The organism is Pseudomonas sp. SAR267 (assembly GCF_052077595.1).
In the GTDB taxonomy this organism is placed as follows: domain Bacteria; phylum Pseudomonadota; class Gammaproteobacteria; order Pseudomonadales; family Pseudomonadaceae; genus Aquipseudomonas; species Aquipseudomonas vlassakiae.
Genome location: NZ_JBQIHU010000001.1, coordinates 4,150,929 through 4,164,823 on the forward strand (window position 1 = coordinate 4,150,929; position 13,895 = coordinate 4,164,823).

Annotated in this window: 12 protein-coding genes; 2 read left to right on the plus strand and 10 right to left on the minus strand. The window is 62.9% G+C overall.

Features of this window, described 5'->3' with window-relative positions; genetic code table 11:
* The first annotated feature begins 158 nt into the window (after positions 1 to 158).
* Together lptF and lptG are read left to right on the plus strand one after the other, a co-directional pair.
* Complete coding sequence (lptF, locus tag ACTORR_RS19510; RefSeq protein WP_099814318.1) at positions 159 to 1,274, plus strand: LPS export ABC transporter permease LptF; 1,116 nt, start codon at positions 159 to 161, stop codon at positions 1,272 to 1,274.
* A complete protein-coding gene (gene lptG, locus ACTORR_RS19515) occupies positions 1,267 to 2,328 on the plus strand; it encodes an LPS export ABC transporter permease LptG (protein ID WP_054885974.1) in 1,062 nt (353 codons plus the stop codon). The genes lptF and lptG overlap by 8 nt, the downstream gene beginning before the upstream one ends.
* A gap of 48 nt (positions 2,329 to 2,376) precedes the next feature.
* Here the strand turns inward: lptG and ACTORR_RS19520 are convergent, their stop codons facing one another.
* The 10 genes from ACTORR_RS19520 to ACTORR_RS19565 form a co-directional block, all read right to left on the minus strand.
* Positions 2,377 to 2,865: an RDD family protein gene (locus ACTORR_RS19520; protein WP_186603609.1), complete on the minus strand. Its 489-nt coding sequence runs from the start codon at positions 2,863 to 2,865 to the stop codon at positions 2,377 to 2,379.
* A gap of 91 nt (positions 2,866 to 2,956) precedes the next feature.
* Positions 2,957 to 3,169 carry a cold-shock protein gene (locus tag ACTORR_RS19525; protein WP_003257941.1) on the minus strand — a complete coding sequence of 71 codons (213 nt, stop codon included), beginning with the start codon at positions 3,167 to 3,169 and terminating at the stop codon, positions 2,957 to 2,959.
* 357 nt (positions 3,170 to 3,526) lie between these two features.
* A complete protein-coding gene (gcvT, locus tag ACTORR_RS19530; RefSeq protein WP_313364787.1) occupies positions 3,527 to 4,648 on the minus strand; it encodes a glycine cleavage system aminomethyltransferase GcvT in 1,122 nt (373 codons plus the stop codon).
* Between the two features lie 26 nt (positions 4,649 to 4,674).
* A complete protein-coding gene (locus ACTORR_RS19535) occupies positions 4,675 to 6,051 on the minus strand; it encodes an L-serine ammonia-lyase (protein ID WP_441343773.1) in 1,377 nt (458 codons plus the stop codon).
* Positions 6,052 to 6,197: 146 nt separating this feature from the next.
* Positions 6,198 to 9,053 carry an aminomethyl-transferring glycine dehydrogenase gene (gene gcvP, locus ACTORR_RS19540; RefSeq protein ID WP_441343774.1) on the minus strand — a complete coding sequence of 952 codons (2,856 nt, stop codon included), beginning with the start codon at positions 9,051 to 9,053 and terminating at the stop codon, positions 6,198 to 6,200.
* Positions 9,054 to 9,064: 11 nt separating this feature from the next.
* Entirely contained in the window at positions 9,065 to 9,448 is a 384-nt protein-coding gene (gene gcvH, locus ACTORR_RS19545) for a glycine cleavage system protein GcvH (RefSeq protein ID WP_054885980.1), read from the minus strand.
* Positions 9,449 to 9,720: 272 nt separating this feature from the next.
* The gene (locus tag ACTORR_RS19550; RefSeq protein WP_313364784.1) at positions 9,721 to 11,229 is read right to left on the minus strand and encodes a sigma-54-dependent transcriptional regulator; all 1,509 of its coding nucleotides are present in this window, start codon (positions 11,227 to 11,229) and stop codon (positions 9,721 to 9,723) included.
* An 82-nt stretch (positions 11,230 to 11,311) separates the two neighbouring features.
* Positions 11,312 to 11,680: a DUF5064 family protein gene (locus tag ACTORR_RS19555; RefSeq protein ID WP_262109143.1), complete on the minus strand. Its 369-nt coding sequence runs from the start codon at positions 11,678 to 11,680 to the stop codon at positions 11,312 to 11,314.
* Positions 11,681 to 11,733: 53 nt separating this feature from the next.
* Positions 11,734 to 12,663, minus strand: coding sequence for a carbamate kinase (gene arcC / locus ACTORR_RS19560; RefSeq protein ID WP_313364783.1), 930 nt, complete (start codon positions 12,661 to 12,663; stop codon positions 11,734 to 11,736).
* Positions 12,664 to 12,841: 178 nt separating this feature from the next.
* Positions 12,842 to 13,852, minus strand: a complete 1,011-nt coding sequence (locus tag ACTORR_RS19565) for an ornithine carbamoyltransferase (RefSeq protein ID WP_054885983.1) — start codon at positions 13,850 to 13,852, stop codon at positions 12,842 to 12,844.
* Between the last annotated feature and the right edge of the window lie 43 nt (positions 13,853 to 13,895).

The following is a 13,895-nucleotide window of genomic DNA, read 5'->3' on the forward strand; positions in this document are numbered from 1 at the left end:
ATGTTGGCCTTCATGCGCAGCCAAGTGACAGGCGCGGCCAATCACAGGATAATGCGCGCACTTTACATGGAGGTTCGCCTTAGGCGAACCGGCTTTGGTCCTGGCTGTCACAGGCCAATGTTTGGCAGTCCGCCCCTGACAACCCAGGAGTGTCTGGTTTGATCGTCTTTCGTTATCTGTCCCGCGAGGTCCTGGTGACCTTGAGCGCCGTCAGCGCCGTGCTGCTGGTGATCATCATGAGCGGGCGCTTCATCAAGTACCTGGCCCAGGCGGCCCAGGGCATCCTCGACCCAAGCGTGCTGTTCCTGATCATGGGCTTCCGCATGCCAGGTTTCCTGCAGCTGATTTTGCCGTTGGGTTTGTTCCTCGGCATTCTCCTGGCCTACGGCCGGCTGTACCTGGAAAGCGAAATGACCGTGCTGTCGGCGACCGGCATGAGCCAGCAGCGTTTGCTGGCCCTGACCATGGCGCCGGCGGCAGTGGTCGCCCTGCTGGTTGCCTGGCTGAGCCTGAGCCTGTCACCACTGGGCGTGGCCCAGGTGCAGAAGATCGTTGCCCAGCAAGATGCCATGACCGAGTTCGACACCTTGGTGCCGGGCCGCTTCCAGACCTTGCGCGACGGTTCGCGGGTTACCTACACCGAGCAGCTGTCGGACGACCGCGTCAAGCTGGGCGGGGTGTTCATTTCCGAGAAGCGCTTCAACCAGGACAAGACCAAGGACCGTGCGCCGTCGGTGCTGGTCGCCGAAAAAGGCCATCAGGAAATCCAGGCCGATGGCAATCGCTACCTGGTGCTGGAGAACGGCTACCGCTACGACGGTAACCCGGGCCAGGCCGATTACCGTGCCATCAAGTACGACACCTATGGTGTCTTGCTGCCAAAGCCGGAAGTTGCCGAAGACGTGACCGATCGCGAAGCGATCCCGACCCTTGAGCTGTTCGGCAAGAGCGACCTGCGTGAGCGTGCCGAGCTGCAATGGCGCCTTTCGCTGCCGATCCTGGTGTTCATCGTGGCCCTGATGGCGGTCCCGCTGGCCAAGGTCAACCCGCGCCAGGGCCGCTTCCTCAAGCTGCTGCCGGCGATTCTTCTGTACATGGCCTACCTGACAATGCTGATTTCCGTACGCGGCGCCCTGGAGAAGGGCAAACTGCCGATTGGCCTGGGTATCTGGTGGGTGCATGGCCTGTTCCTGATGATCGGCCTGGCCCTGATGTATTGGGAACCGCTGCGCCTGAAAATGGCTGCTCGTCGCGCGGAGGTGGCCCGTGGCTAAACTCGACCGCTATATCGGCACGAGCGTGCTGCTGGCCATTCTGGCCGTGCTGGGGATCATCCTCGGCCTGGCCTCGCTGTTCGCCTTCATCGACGAGATGGGTGAACTGAGCGATACCTACACCTTGCTCGACGCGGGCAATTTCGTCCTGCTTACGGCACCTCGTCGGCTGTACGAAATGCTGCCGATGGCGGCACTGATCGGCTGCCTGATCGGCCTCGGCAGCCTGGCCAGCAACAGCGAGCTGACCATCATGCGCGCTGCCGGTGTCTCCATCGGCCGCATCGTCTGGGCGGTGATGAAGCCCATGCTGGTGCTGATGCTGGTCGGCGTGCTGGTTGGTGAATACGTTGCCCCGGTCACCGAGAACAAGGCCCAGGCCGACCGCTCCCTGGCCCAGGGCGGTGGTGAAGCGCAAAGCTCCAGGCATGGCATGTGGCACCGCCAGGGCGAAGAGTTCGTGCACATCAACTCGGTGCAGCCCAATGGCCTGCTGCTGGGCGTGACCCGCTACACCTTCGACAACGAGCGCAAGATCCAGACGTCGAGTTTTGCCCGTCGCGCTCAGTACAACGATGATCACTGGACGCTCAGCGACATCAGCACCACGTTCTTCCGCGGTGACCACACCGAAGTGGTGAAGGCGCCGACCGAGCGCTGGGACGTTTCGCTGACGCCGCAACTGCTCAATACCGTGATCATGGCCCCCGAGTCGTTGTCGATTACCGGGTTGTGGGACTACATCCACTACCTGTCCGACCAGGGCCTGAACAACGCCCGTTACTGGCTGGCGTTCTGGACCAAGGTGATGCAGCCGCTGGTGACTGCAGCACTGGTATTGATGGCAATTTCCTTCATCTTCGGCCCGCTGCGTTCGGTCACCCTCGGCCAACGCGTGTTCACCGGCGTGCTGGTGGGCTTCGCCTTCCGCATTGGCCAGGACCTGCTGGGCCCGTCGAGCCAGGTGTTCGGCTTCCCGCCGCTGCTGGCGGTAGTGATTCCGGCGGGCATCTGTGCCCTGGCTGGCGTGTGGTTGTTGCGTCGGGCCGGTTGACGGTCTGCAACAGCTGAAAAGCCGACCTCAGGGTCGGCTTTTTTGCGTCTACTTTTTCTGCTTCGGCACCCGCACCAGCTGGGTTTCAGAGTAGATGTCGTGCCAGCCGCGTTTGCGCTTGTCGATCAACGACCAGAAGAACCCAAGCCCCAGGCACAGCCAGGATGCAATCGACACCACGAAGCGCAGCAGTGCCTGCCACAGGCTGATCGCGCTGCCATCGGCATTCTGCACGCGCACGCCCCACACCTGCATGCCCAAGGTCTGGCCGCCATGGGTCCAGAACTTGGCAAAGAAGCCGAACAGGGCGAACAGCAGAACGGTCGAGAGCAGTGGGTCACCATCCAGTGCGCCGGCTTCGGTCAGTTCACGCATGCGGGCTTCGCCGATGATCGCCATCTGGATCAACTTGTAAGCCCCGGCGGTGACGATCAGCAGCGCCGTGCACAGCAGGAAGTCGTAGAACATCGCCGCCAGGCGTCGGCCCAGGCCGACCGGTGGGAAATCACCCTGGGGGGAGAGCAGAGGCTTGGACATGCAAAACAGCTCCGAATGGCGAAGCCGCTATTCTACGGGCAAAAAAAAGCCCCTGCACATGGCAGGGGCTTTTCTTCGAAGTCGGGGCGGCTTAGCCGGCGACCTGAACCTTGTCAGCCTGCATGCCTTTTTGGCCTTGGACTGCTTCGAAGGTAACCTTCTGGCCTTCTTTCAGGCTCTTGAAGCCGTTGCCTTCGATGGCGCGGAAGTGCACGAACAGATCCGGACCGCTTTCTGGGGTGATGAAACCGTAACCTTTCTCGTCATTGAACCACTTGACGGTACCGTTCTGACGCTCAGCCATTGTCTTATTTCCTATGAAGCTTGAATTTTGATGACAGTTTCTTTCACGTTATATATGAGTGAAAGAGTACTGGGCTGGGTTGCAGGAAAGTAAGAGACGTCGAACGGGTTGTAGCAAATCTCGGCTACTGGCCCAGGTCACGAACTGTTGCGACCCATGCAAACACAGTGCACTGACTCTACGCCAACTCCCGAGAAAAAAACAAGCCCTTGGTCGTATAGAAAATTCGCCTTTTGCCGATAACCGACAAATTTGTCGGAAACGCCGTGGCGCCTGGCCTGGCGCCATGTTCAAAAGTTATTGGGCAGGTTCGAAATCGAATATGTAGCACCTGCCCGCACACCTCAGGCGCTACCTTCAACCACGGTAGTAACGCTGTGCAACGAAAGGCATTTTGCTGACTTTCAAGGCAACCTTCTTGCCGCGCACCACGGCAAAGAGTGGGGTGTCGATTACAGCCAGATCACTATCGATATAACCCATTGCTACAGGGGCGCCGAGTGTTGGCCCAAAGCCGCCGCTGCATACTTTGCCTACGGGTTTATCGTTTGCATCGACAATATCCGCGCCTTCACGTACTGGCGTACGTTCCTGCGGCAACAAGCCCGCACGTTTACGCGCCACGCCATCGCGCTGCTGGGCAAATATGGCCTCGTCACCCGGGAAGCCGGCGGCACGTGCGCCATCGGCACGGCGTACTTTGGAAATTGCCCACAGCAGGCTGGCTTCAACCGGGGTGGTCTCGGTGTTCATGTCGTGGCCATAAAGGCACAGGCCGGCTTCCAGGCGCAACGAGTCGCGGGCACCGAGGCCGATAGGCTGTACCTCGGGTTCGGCCAGCAGGCGACGCGCCAGGGCTTCGGCAGCGCCGACCGGCACCGAGATCTCGTAGCCATCTTCGCCGGTGTAGCCCGAGCGGCTGACGAAACAGTCTTCGCCCAGCAGTTTCACCGCACGGAATTGCATGAAGGTCATGCCAGCCACTTCCGGCTCCAGGCGCTCCAGCACCTTGACCGCAGCCGGGCCCTGCAGGGCAAGCAGAGCGCGGGCCTCGAACAGCGGTTGCACGTCGCATCGTGCGCCGATGTGTTTCTGCAGGTGCGCCAGGTCCTGATCCTTGCAAGCGGCATTCACTACCAGGAACAGCGTGTCGTCACCGAGGTTGGCGACCATCAGATCGTCGAGGATGCCGCCTTGCTCGTTGGTGAACATGGCATAGCGCTGCATCCCTGCAGGCAGGTCGATGATGTCCACCGGTACCAGCGACTCCAGCGCCTTGGCCGCGTCGGCGCCACGCAGGATGATCTGGCCCATGTGCGAGACGTCGAACAGGCCGGCCTGTTCGCGGGTATGCAGGTGCTCCTTGAGCACGCCCAGCGGGTACTGCACCGGCATGTCGAAGCCGGCGAATGGCACCATGCGGGCACCCAGTTCCAGGTGCAGGGCGTGCAGCGGGGTCTTTTGCAGTGTTTCGGACATCGATGACTCCTTGGTTTATTGTCGGGTCAACATTCGATGATGTTGACGGCCAGACCGCCGCGGGCGGTCTCCTTGTATTTGCTTTTCATGTCGGCGCCGGTCTGGCGCATGGTGCGGATCACCTTGTCGAGCGACACGTAGTGCTGCCCGTCGCCGCGCAGGGCCAGGCGCACGGCATTGATGGCTTTAACCGAGCCCATGGCATTGCGCTCGATGCAGGGCACCTGAACCAGGCCGCCGATCGGGTCGCAGGTCAGGCCCAGGTTGTGCTCCATGCCGATTTCAGCAGCGTTTTCCACTTGTTGCGGGGTACCGCCCATCACTTCGCACAGGGCGCCTGCGGCCATCGAACAGGCCACGCCGACCTCGCCCTGGCAGCCGACCTCGGCGCCGGAAATCGAGGCGTTTTCCTTGTAGAGGATGCCGATCGCGGCAGCGGTGAGTAGAAAACGCACCACGCCGTCCTCGCTGGCGCCAGGGACGAAGCGCATGTAGTAGTGCAGAACTGCAGGGACGATACCCGCTGCACCATTGGTCGGTGCGGTGACCACGCGCCCGCCGTAGGCGTTTTCCTCATTGACTGCCAAGGCGTAGAGGTTGACCCAGTCGAGTACCGACAGGGCATCGCGCAGGCTCGCTTCCGGGTGGCGGCTAAGCTGCCGGTACAACGCCGGAGCACGGCGCTTGACCTTGAGCCCGCCAGGCAGGATGCCCTCATGGCGGCAGCCGGCCTCGACGCAGTTCTGCATGACTTGCCAGATGCGCAGCAGCCCGGCGCGGGTCTCGGCTTCCGGGCGCCAGGCGGCTTCGTTGGCCAGCATCACCTGGCTGATCGACAGGTGCTGCGCGGTGCAGTGGCCGAGCAGCTCCTTGGCGGTCTTGAACGGCAAGGCCAGCACGGTGCTGTCCTCGACGATGCGGTCCTGGCCGGCGGCGTCTTCGTCAACCACGAAGCCGCCGCCCACCGAGTAGTATTCGCGGCTGCGGATTTGCAGGCCGGCGGCATCGAAAGCACGAAAGATCATGCCGTTGGGGTGATAGGCCAAGGGTTTGCGGATCATCGCCAGGTGCTGCTTCTCAACGAAGGCGATGGTCTGCTCACCCAGCAGGCTGAGCTGGCCGCTGGTGCGGATGGCCTGCAGGCGGGCGGGGATGGATTCAGTGTCGACGGTATCTGGGTGCTCGCCTTCCAGGCCGAGCAATACCGCCTTGTCGCTGCCGTGGCCTTTACCGGTGGCGCCGAGCGAGCCATACAGCTCGGCCTTGACGCAAACGGTGCTGGCCAGCAGGCCATCGCGGCGCAGCCCTTCGGCAAAGCGTGCAGCGGCGCGCATCGGGCCGACCGTGTGGGAGCTGGAGGGGCCGATGCCGATCTTGAACAGGTCGAAGACGCTCAGTGACATGGTGGTTCCTCCTGAAGATCTTTGGGGCTGCTACGCAGCCCTTTCGCGACACAAGGCCGCTCCCACAAAGAGCGGCGCGGTCCCTGTGGGAGCGGCCTTGCGTCGCGATTGGGCCGCAAAGCGGCCCCAGCTTCCTAAAGGCCGCCTCAGGCGTCCTGATAGCTCTCGATCGACGGGCAGGCGCAGACCAGGTTGCGGTCACCGAACACGTTGTCGACCCGACCGACCGGCGGCCAGTACTTGCCTTCCACCAGGCTCGGCAGTGGGTACACCGCCTGCTCGCGGCTGTAGCCGTGGGCCCATTCGCCAACCAGCTCGGCCGCGGTGTGCGGGGCGTTCTTCAGCGGATTGTCGTCCTTGTCCAGGCTGCCGTTTTCCACCGCACGGATCTCTTCGCGAATCTGGATCATCGCATCGCAGAAGCGATCCAGTTCTTGCTTGGACTCGCTTTCGGTCGGTTCGATCATCAGCGTGCCGGCCACCGGGAACGACATGGTCGGTGCATGGAAACCGAAGTCGATCAGGCGCTTGGCCACGTCATCGACGCTGATGCCGCTGGTGTCCTTGAGCGGGCGCAGGTCGAGGATGCATTCGTGGGCGACCAGGCCGTTGCCACCGGTGTACAGGACAGGATAGTGCTCTTCCAGGCGGCGGGCGATGTAGTTGGCGTTGAGGATCGCCATTTGCGAAGCACGCTTGAGGCCAGCACCGCCCATCATGCGAATGTACATCCAGGTGATTGGCAGGATGCTGGCGCTGCCGAACGGCGCGGCGCACACCGCGCCTTCGGTGTTTTCAAGCGCAGCGTGGCCTGGCAGGAATGGCGCCAGGTGCGACTTGACGCCGATCGGGCCGACGCCCGGACCGCCACCGCCGTGCGGGATGCAGAAGGTCTTGTGCAGGTTCAGGTGCGACACGTCGCCGCCGAACTTGCCCGGCGCGCAGAGGCCGACCATGGCATTCATGTTGGCGCCGTCGATGTAAACCTGGCCGCCATTGTCGTGAATGATCGCGCAGATTTCGCCGATCGCTTCCTCGAACACGCCATGGGTCGAAGGGTAGGTGATCATGATCGCGGCCAGGCGCTCGCGGTGTTCGATGGCCTTGGCCCGCAGGTCCTCGACATCGACGTTGCCACGGGCATCACAGGTGGTGACCACCACACGCATGCCGGCCATGTGCGCGGTTGCCGGGTTGGTGCCGTGGGCCGAAGACGGGATCAGGCAGATGTCGCGGTGGCCTTCGCCACGGCTGCGATGGTACGCACGGATGGCCAAGAGGCCTGCGTACTCACCCTGGGAGCCGGCGTTGGGCTGCAGCGACACGGCGTCGTAGCCGGTGGCGGCGCAGAGCATGGCTTCCAGCTCGTTGGTCATCTGCAGGTAGCCCTGGCTCTGCGCGGCCGGGGCGAACGGGTGCAGGTTGCCGAATTCGGCCCAGGTCACCGGGATCATTTCGCTGGCGGCGTTGAGCTTCATGGTGCACGAGCCCAGCGGGATCATGCTGCGGTCCAGCGCCAGGTCCTTGTCGGCCAGGCGGCGCAGGTAGCGCATCAGCTCGGTTTCGCTGTGGTAGCGGTTGAACACCGGGTGCTCGAGGATCGCCGACTGGCGCAGCAGGGCGACCGGCAGGCGCGAACCGGTGCTGGCGGCCAGGGCGGCGAAGTCAGGCTGGGCCTGGTCAGCGCCGAACAGTTGCCAGAGGGCCTCGACGTCGGCCTGGGTGCTGGTTTCGTCGAGTGACAGGCCAAGGTGAGCGGCGTCGATCTGGCGCAGGTTGATGCGCTGGGCGCGGGCCTTGTCGTGCAGGCTGGCAGTGGCGCTGCCGGTGGCCAGGGTCAGGGTATCGAAGGCGGTTTCGCCCACCACTTCCAGGCCCAGGGTTTTCAGGCCGGCAGCCAGAATCGAAGTCAGCGCGTGAGTGCGTTCGGCAATGCGCTTGAGGCCGGCCGGGCCGTGGTACACGGCGAACATGCTGGCGATGTTGGCCAGCAGCACCTGGGCGGTGCAGATGTTGCTGGTGGCCTTCTCGCGGCGGATGTGCTGTTCACGGGTTTGCATGGCCAGGCGCAGAGCGGTCTTGCCGAAGCGGTCGATCGACACACCGACCAGACGGCCGGGCATGTCGCGCTTGAAGGCATCACGCGTGGCGAAGTAGGCCGCGTGCGGGCCACCGAAGCCCAGTGGCACGCCGAAGCGCTGGGCGCTGCCGATGGCCACGTCGGCGTCGAATTCGCCTGGCGGGGTCAGCAGGGTCAGGGCCAGCAGGTCGGCGGCAACCGCGACCAGGGCGTTGGCGGCGTGGAAACGCTCGACCACTGCGCGGTAGTCGAACACTTCGCCGTTGCTGGCCGGGTATTGCAGCAGGGCGCCGAAGAAGGCACTGACATCGCCCAGTTCACGCTCGTCGCCGACCACGATCTCGATGCCCAGTGGCTCGGCACGGGTGCGCAGCACGTCGAGGGTCTGCGGGTGGCAGTGCACGGAGGCGAAGAAGGCGTGGCTGGCCTTGTTTTTCGACAGGCGCTTGCAGAAGGTCATGGCTTCGGCAGCGGCGGTGGCTTCGTCGAGCAAGGATGCGTTGGCGATCGGCAGGCCGGTGAGGTCGCTGATCAGGGTCTGGAAGTTCAGCAGCGCTTCCAGGCGGCCTTGGGAAATTTCTGGTTGGTACGGGGTGTAGGCGGTGTACCAGGCTGGGTTTTCCAGCAGGTTGCGCAAGATCGGGGCCGGGGTGTGGGTGTTGTAGTAGCCCTGGCCGATGTAGCTCTTGAACAGTTCATTCTTGCCGGCGATGGATTTCAGCGCTGCGAGGGCATCGGCCTCGCTCTGGCCGTCTTCCGAGCCGAGCACGCTGGTGCCCTTGATGCTGTCGGGGATGACGGCGGCGCTCATGGCTTCCAGCGAGTCGAAGCCCAGGGCGGCGAGCATGGCCTGCTCGTCGGCGGCGCGCGGGCCGATGTGACGGGCGATGAATTCGTTGGCGGTGCCGAGGTTGATAGTCATGATCGGATTCCTCAGGCGTCGTCGTTGGCTTTGATCAGGCGGTCGTAGGCGTCCTGGTCCAGCAGGGCTGTTACTTCGCTCATGTTTGCGGGGATGAAGCGGAAGAACCAGCCTTCGCCCAGCGGGTCTTCGTTGACCAGTTCGGGGCTGTCGTTGAGGTCTTCGTTGACGGCGACCACTTCACCAGCCAGGGGCATGTACACGCCGCTGGCGGCTTTGACCGACTCGACGGTGGAGGCTTCGGCACCTTTTTCGTACTGCTGCAGCTCGGGCAGTTGCACATAGACCACATCGCCAAGGGCGTTCTGGGCGTAGGCAGTGATGCCCACGGTGACGCTACCGTCGGCTTCGACGCGCAGCCATTCGTGATCTTCGGTGAAACGCAACTCGCTCATGGGGAATCCTCGGGAAGCAGGGCGTTGGGCGCGGTGGGTCCGCGCTCTTGGTTAGGATTCCCATAGCAAAAATGCTGCCACTCAGAAAAAACCTTACAAATCAACAGCTTGCAATTTTATCTGAAGCCCGTTTTCATTGTCGTGGAATGAAAACGATACAGATGAGGCTGGGTCAAAAACGGCTGGCCTATCAAGCCCTTGTAAACGCGCCCTTAGAAGAGCTTGTATCGAAAACGCTACGATGTAGTGAAATCGATACGGTCAGCCAAATTTCAGCTCTTGCTTGCAATGCCGTACTTGCGCAACCGTTGTGCAATCGCGGTATGCGAAGTCTGGAGCCGCCCGGCCAGCTGCCGGGTGGACGGGTAGCTGGCATACAAGCGCTGCAGCAGTTCACGCTCGAAATCGCCCACCGCCTGCTCCAGGCTGGCCACGTCGCCATCCTGCCCACGCGCCACCGAAGTGCCGGCGATGTCCAGGTCTCCGATATCCACCAGATTGCTCTCGCAGATCGCCGCCGCGCGGAAAATCACGTTCTGCAGTTGCCGCACGTTGCCTGGCCAAGGGTTGGCCAGCAGCGCCGCATGGGTGGCCGGGGTGAGGCGGCAAGGTGGGCGCTGAATCTGCGTGCAGGCCTGCTGCATGAAGTAATGCGCCAGTATGAGGATGTCCTGGCCACGATCACGCAGCGGCGGTACCTGCAGGTTGAGTACATTCAGCCGGTAGAACAGGTCTTCACGGAAAGTGCCTTCGGCGACCATGCGTTCGAGGTCGCGGTGGGTGGCGCTGATGATGCGCACGTCCACCTTCACCTCGCGGTCGCCACCTACCCGGCGGAAGCTGCCGTCGCTGAGAAAGCGCAGCAGCTTGGCCTGCAGGTACGGCGACATTTCGCCGATCTCGTCGAGAAACACCGTGCCTTGGTTGGCCAGTTCCATCAGCCCCGGCTTGCCGCCGCGCTGGGCACCGGTGAAGGCGCCTGGGGCGTAGCCGAACAGTTCGCTCTCGGCCAGGCTTTCGGGCAGCGCGGCGCAGTTCAGTGCGAGGAATGGCGCTGCCTGACGGCTGCTGATGGCATGGCAGGCGCGGGCCACCAGTTCCTTGCCGGTACCGGTTTCGCCGTGCACCAGCAGCGGCGCATCGAGGGCCGCCACGCGCAGGGCGCGGGCCTTGAGGGTGCGGATCGCCGGGGATTCGCCCAGCAGCGCATCGAAGCCTTCGGCATGGTCGTGGTGCAGGGCCGACAGGCGTTCGCCCATGCGGTTGGGCGGGTAGAGGGTCAGCAGGCCTCCGGCGTTGGTGATCGGCGAGGCGTCCAGCAACAGGCTCTGGCCGTTGAGCTGCATCTCGCGCATTGGCAGGTGGAAGTTGTTGTCCAGCAAGGCCTGCAGCAGGTCGGCATCGTCAAACAGTTCGCCCACCGAGCGCCCGGCGGATTCGCGGCCGCACAGGGCGATCAGCGCCGGGTTGGCCAGCAGCACCTTGCCTGCGCTGTCGACCGCCAGCACCGGGTCGCTCATGGCGGCGAGCAGGGCGTCGAGCTGCAGGTGGCGGCGCTGGCCGGGGAGGATGTCGACCACGTCCACCGACTGCACTCCATGGACTTCGAACAGTGCGTCGTGGAGCTCTTCGAGCACCGCCGGGCTGAGGGTCGGGGCGTCGATGTAGACGTTTGGCGGGACCATTTCCACGGCATCCAGGTTGAGGTTGCGGGCACCGAGCAGGGCGAGGACTTCCTGGGTGATACCGACGCGGTCGATGAAGCTGACGTGGATGCGCATGGTGGGCGGGAGTTGTGGCCGGGGAAGGCGATAGTATGCCTCAACATCGTCGGGGCCGCTTTGCGGCCCCAGGATCATGCCCTCATTCGAGGTGTTCAGGCTTGATCGGGTCGCCCGATTTTACGTCCAGCTTCTGGCGAATGTCTTCGAACATGGCGTCGTACAGCTTGTGAGGCGAACCCAGCGTTTCGAACTTCTGGTGCGGCGCGAGATAGGACTGGGCCTTGCGCGAGGCGACCATGAGAAAGCTTGGTAGCACCTGGTCCTTGGCCAGGAAGAACTTTTCATCGACGGTCTTGCCCTCGATGCTGCCATGCATGCGGAACTGGATGCCTCTGCCTTCCTTGGGATCTGACAACGCTTCGTACTCGATGTTGAGATCGTAACTGTGGTCGTTCTTGGTCAGCGCAGTGCGCTCGATATGTACATGACCGGGGTGGAACTGGGCCATGGCAAACTCCTCCGGAAGGTGAATGGCGGGCCCCGTAAGCCCGCCCACTGCAATCAACGGTAGCTGATACCTGGCTTTTCGGTGCTCACGCGGGTGCCGGCGGTGCCTTTGACGATGCCCTCGATGTTTTCCAGCGAGCTGATCACCGCCACTTTGCCAGTGTGGCGGGCAAAGTCGCAGGCAGCCTGCACTTTAGGCCCCATGGAGCCGGCCGCAAAGCCAAGGCGTTCGAGTTCGTCGGGGTGGGCCTGGGCGATGGCTTTCTGCGTCGGCTTGCCCCAGTCAATGTAGGCGCCATCGACGTCGGTGGCGATTACCAGAAGGTCGGCTTCCAGCTGTTCGGCCAGCAGCGCCGAACACAGGTCCTTGTCGATCACCGCCTCGATGCCTTTGAGCTTCTTGTTCTCGTCGTACATGGTGGGGATGCCGCCACCGCCGGCGCAGATCACGATGCTGCTCTTTTCCAGCAGCCACTTGATCGGGCGGATTTCAAAGATGCGCTTGGGTTTCGGGCTGGCGACCACGCGGCGGTACTTGTCGCCGTCGGGCTTGACCACCCAGCCTTTTTCCTTGGCCAGGCGCTCGGCCTCTTCCTTGCTGTAGACCGGGCCGATGAACTTGCTCGGGTCCTTGAAGGCCGGGTCGTTGGCATCCACTTCCACTTGGGTCAGGAGGGTGGCGAACGGCACTTCGAAGTCCAGCAGGTTGCCCAGCTCCTGTTCGATCATGTAGCCGATCATGCCTTCGGTCTCGGCGCCGAGCACGTCCAGCGGGTAGGCCTCGTCGGGCTTGTACGACAGGCCTTGCAGGGCCAGCAGGCCGACCTGCGGGCCGTTGCCGTGGGCGATGACCAGTTCGTTGCCAGGATGGATCTTGGCGATCTGTTCGGTGGCCGTGCGGATATTGGCGCGCTGGTTGTCAGCGGTCATGGGTTCGCCACGGCGCAGGAGGGCGTTGCCGCCCAGTGCAACAACGATACGCATGGGGAATGTCCTTTATCTAAAGAAATGAGCGCTACTCGGCGGGCGAACACCGCCCCCTGTGGGAGCGGGTCTACCCGCGAAGGCGTCAGCAGCACCAGCGGTGCTGTCTGGGCTGGCGCCTTCGCGGGTGAACCCGCTCCTACAGGGATCCGGGTTGCCCGGCCTGGCGAGTCAGCCCTTACAGGTCAGCCAGGGTCGAAACCAGGATCGCCTTGATGGTGTGCATGCGGTTTTCCGCTTGCTCGAAGGCAATGCACGCCGGCGACTCGAACACGTCATCGGTCACTTCGATGCCGTTGGCCAGATCCGGATATTGTTCGGCAATCTGCTTGCCGACCTTGGTCTCGGAGTTGTGGAAGGCCGGCAGGCAGTGCATGAACTTGGTCCGTGGGTTGCCGCTGGCTTTCATCAGCTCCTTGTTCACCTGGTAGGGCTTGAGCTGCTTGATGCGCTCGCCCCAGGCTTCGATCGGCTCGCCCATCGACACCCAGACGTCGGTGTGGATGAAGTCGACGCCCTTGACCGCAGCCTTGGGATCTTCGGTCAGGGTAATGCGCGCGCCGCTCTCTTCGGCGTACTTGTGGCAACGCTCGACCAGGTCTTCATGTGGCCACAGCGCCTTGGGCGCGGCGATGCGCACGTCCATGCCAAGCTTGGCGCCGATCAACAGCAGCGAATTACCCATGTTGTTGCGGGCATCGCCCAGGTAGGCGTAGCTGATGTCGTGCAGTGGCTTGTCGCTGTGCTCACGCATGGTCAGCACGTCGGCGATCATCTGGGTCGGGTGGTATTCATCGGTCAGGCCATTGAACACCGGCACACCAGCGTACTTGGCCAGTTCTTCGACGATTTCCTGCTTGAAGCCGCGGTATTCGATGGCGTCGTACATGCGCCCGAGTACGCGGGCGGTGTCCTTCATGCTTTCCTTGTGGCCGATCTGCGAGGAGGTGGGGTCGATGTAGGTAACGTTGGCGCCCTGGTCATAGGCGGCGACTTCGAAGGCGCAGCGGGTACGGGTGGAGGTCTTCTCGAAGATCAGGGCGATGTTGTTGCCCTTCAGGTGCTGCTGCTCGGTGCCAGTGTACTTGGCGCGCTTGAGGTCGCGGGACAGGTCCAGCAGGTATTTCAGCTCGCGGGTGGTGTGGTGTTCGAGGCTGAGCAGGTTGCGGTTGTGAATGTTGAACGCCATGACTTTTCTCCTTGAGTTTGGTGAACGCACCGGCCGCCGCTTC